The 18,432-nt window shown below is 38.5% G+C and carries 16 protein-coding genes; 6 read left to right on the top strand and 10 right to left on the bottom strand.

What is annotated here, in order from left to right:
- The first annotated feature begins 137 nt into the window (after window positions 1–137).
- The gene (locus REI64_RS13450; RefSeq protein ID WP_308850652.1) at window positions 138–818 is read left to right on the top strand and encodes a helix-turn-helix transcriptional regulator; all 681 of its coding nucleotides are present in this window, start codon (window positions 138–140) and stop codon (window positions 816–818) included.
- On the opposite strand, the gene REI64_RS13445 is transcribed toward REI64_RS13450, so the two are convergent.
- Complete coding sequence (locus tag REI64_RS13445) at window positions 815–1,942, bottom strand: serine hydrolase domain-containing protein (protein WP_308850651.1); 1,128 nt, start codon at window positions 1,940–1,942, stop codon at window positions 815–817. The two genes, REI64_RS13450 and REI64_RS13445, sit on opposite strands and share 4 nt — an antisense overlap.
- Window positions 1,943–2,077: 135 nt before the next feature.
- The gene (locus REI64_RS13440) at window positions 2,078–2,950 is read right to left on the bottom strand and encodes an NAD(P)H-binding protein (protein WP_308850650.1); all 873 of its coding nucleotides are present in this window, start codon (window positions 2,948–2,950) and stop codon (window positions 2,078–2,080) included.
- A 139-nt stretch (window positions 2,951–3,089) separates the two neighbouring features.
- Here REI64_RS13440 and REI64_RS13435 point away from each other — a divergent pair, with 139 nt between their 5' ends.
- Window positions 3,090–3,452, top strand: a complete 363-nt coding sequence (locus REI64_RS13435) for a helix-turn-helix domain-containing protein (protein WP_308850649.1) — start codon at window positions 3,090–3,092, stop codon at window positions 3,450–3,452.
- Here the strand turns inward: REI64_RS13435 and REI64_RS13430 are convergent, their stop codons facing one another.
- The 3 genes from REI64_RS13430 to REI64_RS13420 all read right to left on the bottom strand — a co-directional run bounded on the left by REI64_RS13430 (window position 3,453) and on the right by REI64_RS13420 (window position 5,723).
- Window positions 3,453–4,025 carry a Crp/Fnr family transcriptional regulator gene (locus REI64_RS13430; protein WP_308850648.1) on the bottom strand — a complete coding sequence of 191 codons (573 nt, stop codon included), beginning with the start codon at window positions 4,023–4,025 and terminating at the stop codon, window positions 3,453–3,455. It lies immediately after the preceding gene.
- A 319-nt stretch (window positions 4,026–4,344) separates the two neighbouring features.
- The gene (locus REI64_RS13425) at window positions 4,345–5,103 is read right to left on the bottom strand and encodes a type 1 glutamine amidotransferase domain-containing protein (protein WP_308850647.1); all 759 of its coding nucleotides are present in this window, start codon (window positions 5,101–5,103) and stop codon (window positions 4,345–4,347) included.
- Window positions 5,100–5,723, bottom strand: coding sequence for an NAD(P)H-dependent oxidoreductase (locus REI64_RS13420; protein WP_308850646.1), 624 nt, complete (start codon window positions 5,721–5,723; stop codon window positions 5,100–5,102). Before REI64_RS13420 ends, REI64_RS13425 begins: the two co-directional genes overlap by 4 nt.
- A gap of 262 nt (window positions 5,724–5,985) precedes the next feature.
- Here REI64_RS13420 and REI64_RS13415 point away from each other — a divergent pair, with 262 nt between their 5' ends.
- Both REI64_RS13415 and REI64_RS13410 read left to right on the top strand, forming a co-directional pair.
- Window positions 5,986–6,432 carry a PA2169 family four-helix-bundle protein gene (locus REI64_RS13415; RefSeq protein ID WP_308850645.1) on the top strand — a complete coding sequence of 149 codons (447 nt, stop codon included), beginning with the start codon at window positions 5,986–5,988 and terminating at the stop codon, window positions 6,430–6,432.
- A 42-nt stretch (window positions 6,433–6,474) separates the two neighbouring features.
- Window positions 6,475–6,786 carry a hypothetical protein gene (locus REI64_RS13410; protein WP_308850644.1) on the top strand — a complete coding sequence of 104 codons (312 nt, stop codon included), beginning with the start codon at window positions 6,475–6,477 and terminating at the stop codon, window positions 6,784–6,786.
- Window positions 6,787–6,909: 123 nt separating this feature from the next.
- Here REI64_RS13410 and REI64_RS13405 read toward each other — a convergent pair whose 3' ends face one another.
- From REI64_RS13405 to REI64_RS13385, 5 genes are read right to left on the bottom strand one after another with little or no spacing between them, the layout of a single operon-like run.
- Window positions 6,910–8,298 (bottom strand): Gfo/Idh/MocA family oxidoreductase, encoded by a 1,389-nt coding sequence (locus tag REI64_RS13405; RefSeq protein ID WP_308850643.1) that lies wholly within the window; start codon window positions 8,296–8,298, stop codon window positions 6,910–6,912.
- Window positions 8,299–8,338: 40 nt separating this feature from the next.
- On the bottom strand, window positions 8,339–9,409 hold the full coding sequence (locus REI64_RS13400) for a dihydrodipicolinate synthase family protein (RefSeq protein WP_308850642.1): 1,071 nt from the start codon (window positions 9,407–9,409) through the stop codon (window positions 8,339–8,341).
- Window positions 9,409–10,428, bottom strand: a complete 1,020-nt coding sequence (locus REI64_RS13395) for an epimerase (protein WP_308850641.1) — start codon at window positions 10,426–10,428, stop codon at window positions 9,409–9,411. The genes REI64_RS13400 and REI64_RS13395 overlap by 1 nt, the downstream gene beginning before the upstream one ends.
- Before the next feature lie 6 nt (window positions 10,429–10,434).
- Complete coding sequence (locus tag REI64_RS13390) at window positions 10,435–11,664, bottom strand: Nramp family divalent metal transporter (protein ID WP_308850640.1); 1,230 nt, start codon at window positions 11,662–11,664, stop codon at window positions 10,435–10,437.
- 3 nt (window positions 11,665–11,667) lie between these two features.
- Window positions 11,668–13,167 carry a PQQ-dependent sugar dehydrogenase gene (locus REI64_RS13385; RefSeq protein WP_308850639.1) on the bottom strand — a complete coding sequence of 500 codons (1,500 nt, stop codon included), beginning with the start codon at window positions 13,165–13,167 and terminating at the stop codon, window positions 11,668–11,670.
- A gap of 231 nt (window positions 13,168–13,398) precedes the next feature.
- Between REI64_RS13385 and REI64_RS13380 the strand changes: the two genes are divergently transcribed.
- Both REI64_RS13380 and REI64_RS13375 read left to right on the top strand, forming a co-directional pair.
- Window positions 13,399–16,575: a TonB-dependent receptor gene (locus REI64_RS13380; protein WP_308850638.1), complete on the top strand. Its 3,177-nt coding sequence runs from the start codon at window positions 13,399–13,401 to the stop codon at window positions 16,573–16,575.
- Between the two features lie 11 nt (window positions 16,576–16,586).
- Window positions 16,587–18,425 carry a RagB/SusD family nutrient uptake outer membrane protein gene (locus tag REI64_RS13375; RefSeq protein WP_308850637.1) on the top strand — a complete coding sequence of 613 codons (1,839 nt, stop codon included), beginning with the start codon at window positions 16,587–16,589 and terminating at the stop codon, window positions 18,423–18,425.
- The last annotated feature ends 7 nt before the right edge of the window (window positions 18,426–18,432 follow it).

The following is an 18,432-nucleotide window of genomic DNA, read 5'->3' as shown; positions in this document are numbered from 1 at the left end:
TAAGTTTATAAAAACAGCCCTGTGTATTCTTTAAATCTCTAAAACTATAAAGTGTGATAGTTTTAGACAAAGGTGCTTAATTAACTTTAGGAAAAAAAATCTACAATTTGTAGGAATATATCCTTTATTATATTTTAGTGCAGATTATTAAGACGCTTATTGATATGAACCTACCTGAGAAATTAGAAGCTTTGAAGCTTGTTGCGGATGATTTGCCTGTGCCCATAATTGTACAATCTGTGCTAGATCATAGCGTGGTGTACATGAATAAGGTTGGTTTGGGTATTCTAGGGGTAGATTTAAAAGAAATGCAGGCTATCAATCCTAGAGAATACGTAACGAGGTATTTTAATATTGATGACGATAAGGATTATGCCGAGAAAATCAACAAACGTTTACAAGAGATGTCTGAAAATACCACATCTTTTTTTCAACAAGTAAAATCTAAGGATGGCACTTGGGAGCTTTATGCCAGCAATACCAAGGTTTTCATGAAGAATGAAAGGGGCGACGTTACCCATCTGGTTACTACTGCAAGCCCTTTAGATCCAGAGCACCACATCACCATAAAAATTAATAGGTTAATGGACGATGTGAGGTTTCTGCGTAACAATGCCCTGGTTTTTGGAAAACTTTCTGTGAGAGAAGTAGAAGTGCTAAAGCTGATGGCCTTAGGTTTAAGCTCTTCAGAAATTGCCGAGCAGCTTTTTATAGCTTTAGCAACCGTTGAAACCCATCGTAGAAACATCCGCAAGAAACTATCGCTTAAAAATAATTACGATGCAGTAAAATTTGCCCATGCCTTTAACTTGCTTTAGTTAGCAATTAGGTTCTGGTACAGGATATTGAAACTTTCTTTAATTACAGCTCTGTAGCCATCTTGTCCTTTAGGATTGGTACCGTTGGTAATCACCACAATGCCAAATTTTTCTTTTGGGTCGAAAAACATAGCGCTATATAAACCGTAAGCAGAACCAGTATGCCCAGTTAATTTTTTGCCGTCAATCAGTTTTTCTGTAACACGCAATGCTAAACCATAGCCTTCTTCATCGCTAAGCGGCGTTTGCATTTGCTTTGAGCTTTTTTTGGAGATGATTTTTACTTTTCCAACTTTACCATAGTTCATGTGCATGGTCATATACTTCGCTAAATCTGCGGCTGATATTTTCATTCCGCCAGTTGGCGACAAAATAGGCGTGCTGTAGCCTAATTGATATTTGCTCAGTTCTTCTCTGCGTGGAGCATAAGCCGCTGCAGCTAATTTAAAGCTTTTGTTTTCGTATTCGTACAAAGGCACAAAGCGTTGATTATCTAGTGAGTCGATGCAGTAACCACCATAAAGATTTAAAGGCGAAAGAATGTGCTGTTTTACGTAGCTGTCGAAACGTTGCCCAGTAATACGCTCGATCACTGCGCCAACCATGTTAAAGTTAAGGTTACAGTATAAATAATTGGTACCTGGTTGCTTGTCAGTATAGCATTTTGCCCAATTTTCGTTTTTCGTAGGGTTGATTACATCTAGGTTAAAATATCCTTGGCTATCATTAATACTAGAAGTATGAGAGAGTACCATTCTCAAAGTAATTACCGTTTCCGGAAATTTTGGATTTCTAATTTTAAAGCCTACTAAATCGCCAAAATCATCATCTAAAGAGAGCTTTTTCGCTTCTGCCAACTGCATAATAGAAGTAGCAGCAAATGATTTTGAAATAGAGGCAATCCTAAAAATATCGGTATTGCTTAACGATGTATTGTTCTCTATGCTTTTCTTCCCAAAAGAATGGTTATAAATGATTTGATTATCCTTAACTACGGCGACTGCTAGCCCTGCAACATCAATTCTTTTCATCATTTCTGTAATTTCGGTTTCAGTTTTTTCGTGCTGGGCGAAACCAGTTAATACAATAAGACAACAGATGAGTGTACCGATTAGCTTTTTCATGAAATAATTCTTTTGGTTGGAGATGATTTATGGTTATTCTAAGATAGAACTATTTATGTGAAGAAGTTGATTTTATTTCTTGTTGTGGCTTATAAATAAAAAAAGGCCAGATGTGATGTCTGGCCTCTTAAATGATTAAAATTTCGATTTAAATTCCTGAGCGAAGTCTTCTAGTTTGGTTATGCCTTCTGCTTGGTGGTTATTGTTTACGAAGTCGGTTTGTATTTTTCCTTCTCTAAGTCCTTGCCCCATTTCTGTGTAAAGATGTGCCATTTCTTCTGGCAAACCTGCGCCAATCATCCCTTGTAAAGATTGCTCGTCGGTAAATTCTACCCATGGCAATGTTGGGTTTCCAGTTGCACTGCCCAATAAGCTTGCCGTATCAGCAGCGCTGCGGAAATCGCTTACAATGTAACGTACGTTTTTGCCTGTAGTTTGTTTTTGCAATTCTTCGGCAGCTGCCACTGCAATATCGTGTGGGTGCACATAAGGAATTTTAGTTTCTGCTGGAAAATTAGCACCAATAATTCCTGCATTTTTAATTAGCGGAACATCGTTATAATGGTTGGTGTAAAAATAACCAGCTCTTAAAAAGGTAACTGAAGCGTTTAGTTCGTTGTAAATTTTCTCGATTTGATGTAAGCCGGCAATAGGTCCAGTGCCTTTTTCAACATCTGCACCAATGCTGCTTAGCATTACTATACGAGGTACATTTGCATTTTCGATGGCTTTTGCGAATACCTTCCCAGCATTTACTGTATTTTCAATGATGTTTTGTCCGCCCATGTTTGGAGGTGTCATTGCGAATAAAGCATCGGCACCTGCAAAAGTTTGCGATAGGAAATCTACATCATTAATACTACCGATTGCCGCGGTTGCACCTAAAGCTTCAATAGCTGCTTTTCTATCAGCATTGCTGCTAATTACAACTAATTCGTTTTCTTTTGCCAGCAAAGTAGTTAAGTGCTGACCAATATTTCCTAGGGAACCTGAAATGATAATTTTCATCTGATTATGTTTTAATGGTTGATGAACTTGTCTTTTAAAATTAAGGCAACTTCATTTGAATTATTTATTTTTTTATTTGTGTGAACAAAGGTATATTTGTACTTACTTTTTTACAAGTACTTACCCTAAAGTATGTATAATGACAGCCATTAAAGAAACATCAACCATACAAGAAAATAAGCGTTATGCGGTGTCGCAATGTCCGGTAAGTTACGTGATGGGAAAAATTGGTGGTTATTGGAAACCGATTATTTTATATCATTTAAATAAAGGCGACCAGCGATACAGCGAGTTGAAAAGGGCAATACCAGCTATTACGGAAAAGATGCTTATTCAGCATTTGAAGCAACTGGAAGCTGATAATTTGGTGATTAGAGAAGCTAAGCCGGTGGTGCCGCCTTATGTTTCTTATCGTTTAACCGAAGCAGGGAAGGAGTTATTTCCGGTAATTGATGCGATGGCCGTTTGGGGACTTAAAGATATGGAACGCACTTCGGTATAATTACTTTTTGTGCAGTCTGCTCAGTGTTTCTCTGGAAACGCCTAGAAAATGAGCAATCATCGTTTTAGAAACTCGTTGAAAGAGCTGCGGATATTGGTCTAAAAGTAGTTCGTATTTTTCTTTTGGAGAGTTTTTCATCATAGAAAGTACTCGCTTTTGTAACGATACGTAACCTCCAAAAGCTTTTTGTCCAAAGAAACGGTACATTTTGGGCAGTGCTTCGCAAAGCTGAATTTTACCTTCCAAACTTAGCTCTAAAACGTAGCAGTTTTCTAAAGCTTGTACGCACATTTCTCCAGTGTTTTGCTTTGCATAGGCGGGATAATCGGAAATCCACCAATTCTCCATGGCAAATTGAAGGATGTGCTCTTTTGCTTTTTCGTCAAACAGGAACGCTTTTAACAAGCCGTTTGCCACTAGAAATTCGGCAGTAACTTTTTGACCAGCTTTAATCAGGTATTCTTTTTTTGCTACTTCTTTTGGTTTAAAATAGCTGATGACCATTTCAAATTCCTCATCGCTAAGCGGAACAATTTGTTCAATATGTTGGCGTAAAAAAGAAGCATATTCCATTTGGTAAAAGTACGAAATGAAATATGCTTTTTAATCTTTCTTGTACCTGTAGTGCATTATACTTTTTTAATTTGAAAAACATAACATTCTTACCTATAAGTATTTAAAGAATTTAACCACTTTTATTGAACACCCCGGTCTTCGACCACCCCTCTGAAAGAGGGGAATGGAGAACGAAATTCCCCTCCTTTGGAGGGGTGCCTAAAAGGCGGGGTGGTTATTTTGATGTTGATTTCATTTTATGATAATGCACTACGGGTCTTTCTTGTTCTCGTTATTACTAGCTCTACTGGCAACTGTAAAGCTGTAAAAATACACGCTATTGCGCCAAAGCTTTCTTAATTGCTTCGCCAACTGCTTTTGCCGATTGCGGATTTTGCCCAGTAATTAACTTGCCATCAACGGTAACATGGTTTTGCCAAGGCGCAGATTTTTCATAAATCCCACCACGGTCTTTCATTTGATTTTCCAATAAGAAAGGCACTATTTGAGTTAATTTCACTAACTCTTCTTCTTCGTTAGAAAAGCCGTTCACTTTCTTGCCTGCAATTAAATATTTGCCATTGCTTAACTTTATATTAAGCAAACCCGCTGGGCCGTGGCAAACTGCAGCCACTATTCCATTTTGCTCGTAAATTTTGGTAGCGATATTGGCTAATGCTGTGTTGTTTGGTAAATCCCACATGGCTCCGTGGCCACCAGCGTAGAAAATTGCAACGTAGTTTTCAGGTTTAACTTCGTTAGGTTTTAAGCTATTGCTTATCTTTTGATGGTAGTATTTGTCTTCCCAAAATTTCTTGTTAATTGGGTCGGTCAAATCAAAACCATCTACCGGCGGGTTGCCACCTTTTGGACTTACAAAGTCGATTTCATAACCAGCATCTACCAAAACTTCCCAAGGGTGAGAAACTTCGCCAAGATAATAACCTGTTTTTTCGCCAGTGCTGCCTTTAGTGTCATGACTGGTGACTACAAATAATATTTTCTTTTTCATATTGTTGGTTTTTTGTGCTTTAGCATCACTAAATGTTGTAATTGCAAATAATATTGTTAAACCAATATTTAATGTTCTTTTCATAATTCTGTTGAGATTAATGTGTGATTAAAAACTTGCTCTAAATGTATTTTATAATCTTTTTCGTAGTTTTCTATACGCTCTGGAGTAGCATTCTTTTCTAAATCATGGAAGTGGAAGCCATCTAGTTTTTTCATTCCTGTAAATGCATTCATTCTATGGAAACCGAACATTACACCATCATCTACGCTAGTTTCATTGAAAAACTCACCAGGTAAAGTGAAAGCAGTTTCGGGAGCGTTCCAAGTGGTGGTAAGCATATAATCTCTACCATGCAAAGAACCACCGGTGCCATAATTAATTGCTGGGGTTTCCAATTTACGACCATCGCTGTAGTAAATTCCTTTTCTGTGACCTGCGGTGAAAACGGTATCTAAGTACTGTTTAAATTTATAAGGTAAGCCGAACCACCAAACTGGCGTGTGATAAACTACTACATCAGCCCAAACAAATTTTTCTACTTCTTCTGCCAAGTCGTAATCTTCATTAATGTCTGTGTATTTTAATTCAAATCCGTTCTCGGCAGTAAAAAACTCCTTGTCCCAGGCGCTAATGGTTTTATTGAACTTTCCGCCCGAGTGAGCAAAATGTTGTCCGCCGTTAATTACAAATATCTTTTTCATTATTGTTGTCGTCAAAATCTTTATGCAAAATTCCGAAACAATGAGAGGTTCTACCTGTGACCTGAATCACAAAATTTACTGGCTTAATTTTCTACTCGATTAAAAATATTTTCATAAGTATTTTTCCTGCAAAATACCTGATTTGATAATGTTCTAAACAGCTTAAACACTTTGTTGTTGTGGTTACGGGAGAAAGACGAAGCCAAGGAAGATGGGAACCGAACGTTTTGCTTTTCTCCCATCTTTATAAATCGAAAACGACATGACAGCGAATAATTTATTGAACGAGTTAATAGAGCTTAATAATGATAGAATTGCAGGTTTTGAAAAAGTACTTGCCGATATTGACGATGAAAACATTGACTTGAAAGAGGTGTTTCAGGAATTTGCTACGCAGAGCAGAAGATTTAGTCAGGAGTTAACAGCAGTGGTAGCTGCAAGAGCTGGAGAACCCGAAACTGGAAACAGTGCTGCTGGAAGTTTGCACCGTGCTTGGATTGATGTGAAATCATTGTTTGGTGGTTCTGATAGAGCTAGTATCTTATCAGAAGCTGAACGTGGCGAGGATACCATTAAAAAAGCTTACAGCAGTGTGTTAGAACAAGGTAGATTGGATGGGGAAGCGCTACAAGTTGTTTCTACGCAGTCTACTGCAATTAATAGGGCGCACGATACCATCAAAGCTTTAAGAGATATGGCAAAACAATAAGATTGCATTTGAAGTTATTAAGTTAAATTAAAAAGCAAGATGATGATGACGAATTTTTTAATGCCAAATAGAAATACAAATAAAGTTGCAATTGCGACTGGAATTGCTGCTTTAGCAGGAGTAGCTGTCATTTGTGCTATTCCAAAAGCTAGAAAAGCTTGTGGTGAGTGGATTTCAAACACATTCGAGAATCTAAAAAGTATGACCGCAAAGAAAAACGGCGGTAGTTGGCAGGAAGATTTAGAAAAGTCTGAGAAATTGAAAGGCCCGGTTGGACGTCGTAAGAATACGGCTAAAATTCAAGTACCTTCTGCCGGAACAAATGCTTGGAAAGACGAATGGACCAGCGAATAGTGTGTTTAAAATATAGATGTGTTTAGTGTGAGCCACTTCTGTAATAGGGAGTGGTTTTTTGTTCATTATAGGCCGATAAAATAAAACCCCTTAACTTCTTAGCTAAGGGGTTTTTATCAAATGTTAAACCTTAATATCCATGATCTTACCTTTCTTTCGGCTTTCTTCGGCCATAAAGCCCATTAAATGACTTTCAATAGAATCTTCAATGGTTGAGGTTAAAAGTTTTGGGTTTTGCTGACTAACGGCATTTACAAAATCTCTTGTCAATAGCCAGTCGCCACCACCGTGACCGTGGTCTTCGTAACCTTTTACATCTTGTGCTTCTGGTATAAACTTAGTTTCTTTCCTAGTTCTGAAATCATTGTGAACTAATTCTTTCATATCTCCAACCAAATCTCCCATAGAGCCCATTATTCTTGTACGTCTGCCATGGTAAGAAGTAAAGGCTTCCATCGAGAAACTGGCTGTTACGCTATCTGCAAACTGAATGCTAGTTACATAATGGTCTGGTTGGTCATTATCCATACGGTAAACGCAACGACCGTAATTGCTGGTCTTTAATTTCTCTAAAATGTGTTCTCTCTTGTTTGGGATATTATCAGGTACGTCTAAAACAGACAAGAAGTGAGTTTGTCTATCCGCATATTCCTTTACTGCGGAATAAGCACAATCCCTTTCTACGCTACATGTAACACATCTGTCGCTGCTATTTGTAGGTGCATTTTCTTTGCGGAACCACTTTAAATCGCCCATGGCAACTATTTTTCTGCTTGGCTTGTTGATTACCCATTTAATGATATCCAAATCGTGGCAAGATTTTGCTAAGATGATAGGGGTGGTCTCTTTGGAATTATGCCAGTTTCCGCGAACGTAAGAGTGCGACATATGGATATGCTCAATTGGTTCGAAATGTTGCACGCTTACCACTTCTCCAATAGCGCCTTTTTCTATCAATTCTTTCATTTTGATGAAGTAAGGTGCATACCTCAATACGTGACAAACGGCTACAATGCGGTTTTTCTTTTTAGCCAAAGCCAAAATATCTCTACATTCTTTTTCAGTTGGTGCAATGGGTTTTTCTAAAAGGATATCGTAACCTAACTCCAAAGCTTTCATGCAAGGTTCGTAGTGCATGTTGTCTGGCGTAGAAATTACAATCGCATCTGCAAATTTTGGGCGTTTAAAAACATCTTCCCAAGTATTAAATCTGTTTTCTTGAGGGATGGAATGGATTTTTGCATACCTGTCGTTTCTAAAAGCGATAGGTTCTGCAACGCCCACTATTTTCATATCGTTAGGGAAATTTTCGGCGTAGGTGCCATATACCATTCCTCTGTTTCCTGCACCTAAAGTAATTGCTGTAACTGCCTTTTTAATGGGTTTGTGTAATGGATTTTCTTTGATTTTATAGCGATAAGTATTTTTATCAACCTTAGCTAAAAGATCTGAAGTTATTACAGTTGCTCCTAGGCTTAGCGTTAAAGTTTTTAAAAGATTTCTTCTGTTCATTTTGTTAGTGTTTAGGTTGTGTTTGCTAGCAAACTAGGTTTTAACTTGGGTTAGATTTTTCCTTTAAGAACGCTTTTACAAATTCATCATCATGTAGTTGTGGGTAATCTCGGTAGATGCGGTCAATCTCTTCACTTTGCCCTTCAGAAAGACTTTCTTTTGGACTAATACACCAAATTCCTTTTAATAAACCCTGTCTGCGCAATACTTCGTGGATACCAGAAATACAGCCATGAAAATCATGCGAAGGGTCAAATAAAGCAGCATTGCTGTCTGTTACCACAATGTTGTGGCTCAGTAATTCATCAGCCACTGCTGCATTGGGTTTAAGTTTATGCTGTTTAATTTTTTCTAGCAATTCTACCGCTTTCTTTGTCCAAACTGCCCAATGGCCTAAAAGTCCGCCTCTAAAAGCAATTTCGGTTTGTCCATCTGCGGTAGGAAAACGGTAAGTGCTTAGCAAATCGTTCACGATATTGTCGTCGTTACCTGTGTACATGGCTACTTCGTTTCTTCTGCTGGAATTAGCTAGAGCTCGCATCACATCCAAAGTTTGATATCTGTTGAAAGAGGCGCATTTAATGGCTTCAACATTTTCAATCTCTACAAACTTCGACCAAAAATCGTAAGAGAAAATTCTACCACCAACCGATGGTTGTAGGTAGAACCCGAAGACCGGAATTACTTGCGCTACCTGGCGAACCCGGTCTAAAATGTCTTCTTCTGTCCAGTTTTGTAAGCCGCCCATACTTAATAAACCCATGTGGTAGCCATGTTTTACTGCCAGTTTAGCTTCATTAACCGCTTGTTCAGTTGGGCCGCAAATGCCGCAAACTTTAAGGAAAGGTCTGTTTAAGTTTGCTTTTGCAATTTCTTCGCTAGCCAATTCAATTACCTTTTCAAATAAATTTACTTCTGCGTCTCTAATCTCGAACTGTGTAGAGTGTACGGCAATAGCAATACCTCCAGCTCCCGAACTCATGTAATATTGGGTCAATAACCGCTGGTGGCGTTCGTCTAAGGTTCGGTCTTCATTTAATGCTAATGGATGGGCGGGTATCACCGTTCCCTGCATTAAATGAGCTTTTAGTTGTTGTGATAATTTGTTCATTAAAATTTTCCTCCTCTCTCTTGAAAGTGCGTGTCCTTATTCCAAAGTTCTCCGCCGTTTAAAATCCAATTTGCGGTATGCTCAATGGCTTCTCTAATGGTAGTTTTTGGGTAGCCAAACAGTCTGTGGCATTCTGATGCATTATTTAGTAAAGCAGTATCGGCACCTGAACCTGTAAACTGCGGTGTTTTATTCAGTAATAAGCCGAACTGTTCTGCAATCCATTTGGTAGATAAAATTTCAGGACCAGTGACATTTAACATCTTAGCGGGCGAGCTACAATGCAATAAAGACCTAATGGCGATTTCATTCGCATCGCCCTGCCAAATTACGTTTACGTTTTGTGTAGTAAGGTCTACAGGTCTTTCTGCGTTTACCGCTTTGGCAATTTCTATCAATACACCATATCTAAAATCGACTGCGTAGTTAAGTCTGTAAATTAGCATGGGTGTGTTGTTCTTTTTAGAGAAATACTCGAAAATTCTTTCTCTTCCTAAGCAAGACTGTGCGTATTCGCCAATTGGTTCTGGAGATTGCTCTTCGGATACGCCGCCTTCTTTAAGGTTCACAAAAGGCAATACATTTCCAGAAGAAAAAGCAACAATTTTAGAGTTTTTGAAGTGCGATGAAACTAATCCTGGCAAATAAGCATTCATTGCCCAAGTAAAATCTTCGTTGCCGGTGGTTCCAAATTTATGTCCCGCTAGGTAAATAATGTTGGGTACTTGCGGAAGTTTTTTCAAATCTTCTTCATTCAGTAAATCGCAGGCAATGGTTTGGATACCTTCGTTTTCTAGCTCCTCTCTCAATCCGCCAGAAGAAAACCTTGATACGCCAAATACATTTTTCTCAATTCCGGCTGCTTTTAAGGCTCTCATTGTAAGTACAGCCATGCTTGGACCCATCTTTCCGCCAATTCCCAAAAACATAATGTCGCCATCTATCTTTTTGATATCGTCAATCAACGCTTGTGATGGCGCTAAAAGTTGTGCTTCAAATTCTTTTAAATTCAGTTTCATTTGTTGTTATTTTAATAAAGTGATCAGGTTGCTGATGGCTAAGCCTATCAATAAGAGTAGACCCAGTGCACCCCAAACTTTGGTAATAGGTTTGTTAACATGCTCTTTCATAATTTCTTTGTCGTTAGCGATTGAAAACATGACAACAGCTATAAATGGGACAAGGAAAATGGTAATGCTTTGTGCTAATACAATCAATTCTAGCGGTGCTTTTCCGTAGCATAGTGCAATGGCAGCTCCGAAAATCATTACTAAAGAGATGAAGATTTTTACCATACGGTGGTTCAAATCGTTTCCGTATTTAAAAGTGTCGCCCAATAGTGAACCACCTAAAACTGCATTGCCAATTAACGAAGAAAATGAGGCTCCAAATAACCCTATGAAGAAGATTGCTTTAGCACTTGGGCCAAGCAATGGTTCTAGGGCTTTGCCCATTTCGGCAGCAGAGCTAACTTGAATATGCTGCGGATATAAAGTATTGGCTGCGCAAACTAATACTGCCATGCTCATCACGCCTAAAAGTAAAGTTCCAGTTTGACTACCTCTTAAAGTGTCTTTTGCGCTAGGTCCACCAGAAAGTTTTTTACTGTTTTGTACCAAATAAGCTTGATAAAGTGCACCCACAATGGAAAAGCAAGAGGCTGTGAAAGCAATTACTAATCCAATAGAACCATCTGGAATACTTGGGATAAAGCCTTTTGCAAATGCTTCCAATGGCGGTGGAACCATGATGGCGGTAGTCAAGAAAGAAAATAGCTTTAAGATAATTAGCGCAATCATCAGCTTCTCGAATATGCTGTAAAACGATCTGAAAAATAAAAGCGAAATACCTATTAAATTGAAAACTACAATCCAGATTTTAGGGTTGGTGCCAGTAGCTTCCGAAGCCGATAAAGATACACCTGTAGAATTTCCAGATTGAAAGGAAACGGCAACCAAGAAAATACCTAAACCGATAATTACTGAGGTGATTTTACCATATTTCTTTCTAATTAAGGTAAGGATGGTGTCATCAGAAGCTAAACCAATTCTTGCCGACATCTTCGAGTAAATCATCATGAAGAAAATGGCTACAACAATTACCCATAGCAAGCTAAAACCATAATCGGCTCCCATTTTGGAAGTAATAGTCATTTTGCTTGGTCCAAAAATTAGCGAAGCTGTAATAATTCCTGGCCCAAGAACGGAAAGGGTTTTTCTTAAAAAGCTGTTATTACTTTTGGCTGTGGTTTCCATGGTTTATTTAGTTTGTTTGAGTTGGTTGGTGGTAATGGTTGAAGCTTGGTTCTTGAAATTAGTTCTGATATAGTTGATGATTGCCGTAGCTTCTTCGTCTTTCAAGAAATTGAATGCCGGCATTGGCGCATCATATTTTACACCGTTTATAGTTTTGTCTTTTAGTCCGTTTAAAATGATTTGCGACAAGGTTTTAAAATCGCCATTTACCGTAGCCGATTTTTCTAGAGAAGGGAAAGTTCCGGTTATTCCTTTTCCGTCTGCCTTATGGCACGATGCGCAATAAGCTTCGTAAAGGGTTTTGCCAGATACCTCATCTACTGGGCTAGTTGTTGTTTTAACGGCTCTTATAATTTCGCCAACCTCTTTTTCGGTACGGCTAAGCTTGTAAATTCTGTCGTCTGTTGGTTTCGGAAATCCTTTTTGTGGGTTCCAGTCTCTATTGCTCGAGCAGAAATAAACATCTCCGTTAGGTAAAACTAATACAGAGCGTAGCCGACCTAGGTAATCTTTAAACAGCGTATGTTCGCCAATAATAGTTCTTCCGTCTTCCGAAAGTTTTAAGATGCGAAGCGATTGACTTTTTAACGTAGTTAGGATAAGGCTTTTGTTCCATTCTGGTATTTTGGTGTTACCATAGTAAGCCAGACCTGCAGGTGCAATTACTGGTGTCCATGAGTGAATGGGGGTGGTAAATGAAACTGCCTTCATGCTGTCTGTCTCTTTTTTTGGAGGATTTTTTCCTTCTATTAAAGGCCAGCCATAATTATGTAAGGGCTGCACTAGGTTTATTTCATCTTCTACAGCATCACCGTGCTCAGAAGTATAAATCAAACTATTTTCGCCTTGAGTAAGCCCCTGCATGTTACGGAATCCCCAAGCGTATACATAACTTCTAGGTATCGGGTTATCGTCGGGGGTGCTTCCATCTAAATTAATCCTTAGAATTTTTCCGTTCAATTTCGTGATATCCTGAGCATTTGCATCTATCGCAGCATCGCCAGTAGCCCAGTAGATCTTCTTATCGTTACCAATAATTATCCTCGATCCATTGTGACCAGTGTTGCCCGGTATCTGTAAAAGCAGTTTCGGGTTTTCTATCGAGCCATCCTTATATATATACCTATATAAATTAGAATAGATTTTGTCTTCGTTTTTTGAAGTATGTGATAAAAATAAATACTGTTCACCTTTTTGTGGCTGATATAAGGCCATGCCTAGTAGTCCAGTAGTTCTTTGTTGAAAAACGTTGGGGATGGTTTTTATTAATTGAACACTGCCTTTGTTTAAATCGAGTTTTTTGATGTTCCCTTTGATTTCTGAAAAAATAATGTAATTGTTGGCTTTGTCGTATTGAAGATCCCAAGGCACATCTAAGCTGTCTGCTACCGATGAAAGTGCAAGCTTCGAATTTTCGAGCACTACTGTGCTTAAAATATGTTCTTCGTTTCGCTTACACGAAAAGGTGATTAGTAATATATATATAATAAGGAGTTGCCTCATTGGTTTATAGCTTGGTTGTTCAGTGGATTAAAGTTAATCACAAATAATAATATATACAAAAAAAGATTAAAATTGTATACAATTTTTAATTCATTTGGATTATTTTTTTGATATAAAATTTTGTTTTATCAAAAATCATTTCTACTTTCATGTAAAAGTATTCAATTAGTGTATTATAATGTATACAATTTTATACTTAAACAACCTAACGAACTATATAACCTAAGTGCTATGAAGTGTAAATTTCTGAAAGCGAAAGGAATACTGAAATCTCGGTATCTTTTATTGCTTTGCGCTATCTATCCGGGTATGAGCCAGGCCGGTAATAATGATAGTGCCAATTCTTATGAAGTTGACAAGCTCGCCTCTCTCGATGCGAATTTTGCTACTACAAACGTCTTGTTTCAAAGAACTGTCGTCGGTTTTGTTAAAGATGAGGAAGGAATGCCGTTGCCGGGAGTAGAGGTGCGTAATCTTAAAACATCTGCCGTTGCAGTAACCGATGGTGATGGTAAGTTTCAAATTACTGCATCTGAAACAGATAGGATACAATTTAGGCTAATCGGTTTTGCGCCGATGGAACTGGCTCCTAAAGACGCAGCATCTGTTGTAATGAAGGCCGAAACCAGTAAGTTAAATGAAGTAGTGGTAGTAGGCTATGGTGAGCAGAAAAAAGCAAATATCGTTGGAGCCGTTGCTTCTGCCAAATTTGACGAGACCATAAGTAGTAGGGGGCTTTCAAATGCGTCGTCGGCATTACAAGGTTTATTGCCAGGTTTAGCCGTTACTCAAAGTTCGGGTATGGCCGGTAACAATGCGGCAGAACTTTTAATTAGAGGTTTGGGAACGGTAAACAATGCCGGGCCATTGGTAATTGTTGATGGCATGCCCGATGTAAATATGAATAGGGTAAACGTAAACGATATTGAAAGTGTTTCTGTACTAAAAGATGCTTCGGCTGCTGCCGTTTATGGCTCTAGAGCAGCAAATGGTGTGATTTTAATTACTACAAAATCTGGTAAGCGCAATACTAAACCAAGCATTAGTTTTAATAATAGCTTATCATTGGTTAGTCCAACGGCAAACGTAGATTTTGTAAGTAATTACGCAAAAGCACTAACTGCAACACAGGTTGCACAATCGGCTACTACATTGCCGAACGCTTTTAACTTTAAAAATGGTACAATTGATCAATGGTTGGCTTTAAGCATGATCGATCCTAAAAGATATCCGAGCACCAACTGGTGGGATGTGGTTTTGAGAGATGGTTTAGCGCAGAATTATAATGTTTCTATTAACGGAGGAGGCGATCATAGTAATTACTATTTATCTGTAGGTGCTTTAGATGAGCGAGGTATACAGATCGAAAATAACTTTAAGCGCTACAACTTGGCGTTTAACATGGATACCAAGATAGCAGAAAAATTAAGCTCTGGTGTTAGGTTTGCTGGTAACTGGTCACAGTTTAAGTTTAATTATACTGAGGGCATGACCGCAAACGGCGCTAGTGGTTTAGATTTATTCTCAGCGCCAGCAGGTATCTTGCCTTTTGATCCAATTACTGGATATTACGGTGGAGCTATGGCCTACAACGAAAGTTCTCAAGCTTCTAATATGTACGCAGATTACATGGTTAGAAACAGAAACAATATGGACCAAAAGCAAGCCAATTTGAATGGGTATTTAGAGTGGAAACCGATTTCAGGACTTACTGCAAACATAAATTATTCACTTAGTTATAATAATAGGTTCGATTGGAGAGCTGATATGCCTACGCAAGCTTATAATTTTCAAGCTGATGCGTGGGGGCCTAGAATTTATGTAGGTAATAACGAGCCGATCTACAATACAGATCGCGAGAATTTTAAAACGCAGTTAAATGCTAGTTTAGGTTACGATAAAACCTTTGGTAAATCACACGTATTTTCAGCAAAAGTAATTTATAGTGAAGAGTTCTGGAAAGACAGATATCTTGCTGCTAGTAGAGGTACACGTTTAAATCCAAACATTTTTGAAATAGATGGAGCCTTAAATGATGTTCAAACCACTGGTGGTAGTTCTGAAATGGAAGGCTTGAGGTCTTACATTGGACGTTTGGGCTATACTTTCAAAGACAGATATATTTTGGAAGGTACATTCAGAACGGATGGTTCATCTAAATTTTTGCCAGGCGATAGGTATGGTTATTTCCCGGCTGGAGCTTTTGGATGGCGTTTATCGGAAGAAGAATTTATTAAACCGTTTTTAGAGAAGATCAAAATTAACTCTGCAAAATTTAGGGTTTCTTATGGTAGCTTGGGTAACAACTATGGTGTTGGAAGATACGAGCAGCAGGAATTGCTTACTGCTGGTCATTATTTCCTAGATGGCGCTGCCGTGGTTGGTTTAACTAATAAGAAATTCATCAACTATGCCCTTACTTGGGAAAAAACGAACATTTTTAACGTAGGTTTTGATGTGTCTATGCTGAATAATAAACTCTTGGTAGAGTTAGATTATTACGATAGAAAAACCATAGGCATGAACAGGTCATCAGATTTGTCTACCCATTTGTTAGGCGTTTACATTGCCCCAAGAAGAAATATCGGGGATATGCTTAACCAAGGTTTCGAAGCTAATTTAACATGGAACGATAAAAAAGGTGATTTCCGATACATGGTTAATTTAAACTATTCTACAAACAGAAATACCTTATTGTCTTGGAGTGAGACTTTACAAAGAGGTTCATTATTTGTAAACATGCCTTACAATTTCGTTTATGCCTTCGAATCGATTGGTATTGCACAAACCTGGGAAGATGTTTATAAGGCAACACCACAAGGAGCAGCGCCTGGAGACATCTTAATTAAAGATTTAAACGGCGATGGTAGAATTGACGCCAATGATAGAAAAGCTTATCCTAACCAACAGTTGGGTCGTCCAACATCTAACTACGCTTTAAGAGGTTCGGCGTCTTGGAAAGGCTTTGATATGGCTATTTTATTACAAGGGTCTTACGGCAGAAAAGAGTTTTGGATGAACAGGGTAAACAGTTCGTTCTTGGGTACATCTGCACAAGCAGTTACCAACGAACAGTTAAATCAAACTTGGAACTTAGACAACAGAGGTGCGGAATATCCTAGATTACTTCCTAGTGCATTAGGTTCAACAAGTACCAATAATTATGTAAGTACTTTTTGGTTACAAGATTTATCTTACCTAAGGTTGAAAAACATACAGTTGGGCTATACTTTTAAAAACAGCGTTATTCAAAAAATTGGCGTAAAGAAAATAAGAGGTTTTGTTTCGGCTGATAACTTGTTAACGTTTACAGGCTTCAAGGGTTTAGATCCAGAGAAGAGCACTTATGCTAACGATTCGTACCCGATTACAAAAACGTTTGTGTTTGGTTTAAACTTTGACTTTTAATGAATAATCGCATGAATAAGAAATTTATATATATAGTTCTTTCCATTTTATCGGTTGCTTTTATGAGTGGCTGTCGGAAAGATTTATTAAATCAGAATGCTACGGTTTCTCCGAATAGTAATACTTTTTGGCTTACCGAGGCAGATGCCGTAACTGGCTTAATGGGTAACTATAACGAATTCAGACCATGTTTTGATAGGGATTACCATTTCGATGGACATGGAGATTTCCTCAAAATGTACAATACTGGCGTGGCTCCAATTAGTATGACGGTAAACAACCCGAGTTCTTACGGTAACGGAGCTGCCACGCTTTATAGGGAGTTGTATGGTTCTATCAATACCTCTAATTATGTAATTGAAAATGTAAGAGCAAAGTTGTTGCCTAATGCAAAAACAGCAGCATCGAAACAAAACTTAGAGGCAATTATTGGCGAAGCTCGTTTACTGAGAGGCATAGCTTATTTCCGCCTAATTTCTTTGTGGGGCGATGTACCGTATATCTACAAGATCGTTAATGCACCAATTGAGGTAGATACCATTTCAAGATCGCCCATCACGAAAGTGAAAGACTCTATTTATGCAGATTTTACCTATGCAGCAGAGAAGTTGCCAAATAGAGGAGCTGCTATTGGTAGAGCTGGTAAACCTGCTGCTTTAGCTTTTAGAGGTAAGTTGCAATTGTTTTGGGGTTCATGGAAAAAGAATGGCTGGCCAGAATTGGAAGGCTTCCAGCAATCTGCTACCGAAGCTAGAACTGCATTTGAAGGTGCTGCCGCAGATTTCAACAGAGTGATTACTGAGTTTGGTTTAAACTTATTTAGAGGTGGTGCGCCAGGCGAATGGGGCGAAATGGGCAAGGCCGATGTATTGCCAAATTATTACTACATGTTTATCCCTTCTACGGGTAATCCAAATGCCGATGGTGAAATGTTGATGGTACTCACTCACGGCGGTAATGCAACTGGACAAAGTGAAGAATACATGAGGGTTTGGACAGGTGTATCTGTAGGTCTGTCACAAAATCAGGCTATCCCTAGATATGAATTGGCAGATAGGTATCAATCTACCATTACAGGTGATTTTTTACCTAAAATGATACAAATGAACCCAACGGTTCCTGCAGTTGGAAACGTAGCACGTACAACTCCGAACTCTTCGGTTAATCCTGATTCTTATAAAGACAGAGATTATAGAATGAAAGCTACTTTGTTGTGGGACAATGAAAAGATTATGGGGATTGGTACAACAGAAACTACCGGTTTTGTGGCATTTCGCTATAAAACTTGGAGTGGCAACATCACTATCGATGGGGTAAGTTATCCTGCGTTTAATGATAATACAACCAATCTTTCGGGTTTGCAATCTAGAAAGTTTGTGCGTAACTATGGTGGTCAAAACAGGAGTTCTGGCGATTACAATTGGCCTTTAATGCGTTTGGCCGATGTTTTCTTGATGTATGCAGAAGCTACTAACGAAGTAAGCGGACCGCAACCAGCAGCTATTGCTTTGGTAAACAGAGTTAGAGCTAGAGGTAAGTTGCCTGCTTTGGCAGCTTCAAAAACCTCTTCGGCTGCTGCTTTCTTCGATGCGATAGAACAAGAGAGAATAGTAGAACTGTTTGGCGAAGGTCAAAGAGCCTTTGATTTAAGAAGATGGAGAAAGATTGAATCAGTTTTTGGTGCTCCGTATGGTGCTGGAAAATGGTTTCAAGATAGCTGGGGAGCTAACTGGGAACGTTTCTTCTTCAACGCTGATGAGCTAGTTTACCAACGTTGCTACATTTATCAGATACCTGAAGCCGAAAGAGTAAGAAACAACAATCTTACGCAAAACAAACCTTGGAGATAATCTTTAA

Origin of the sequence: Pedobacter sp. (assembly GCF_031119335.1) — a bacterium.
Lineage (GTDB): Bacteria > Bacteroidota > Bacteroidia > Sphingobacteriales > Sphingobacteriaceae > Pedobacter.
The sequence above is the reverse complement of the archived record's forward strand: the minus strand, read 5'-3'. Positions and strand labels throughout refer to the sequence as shown.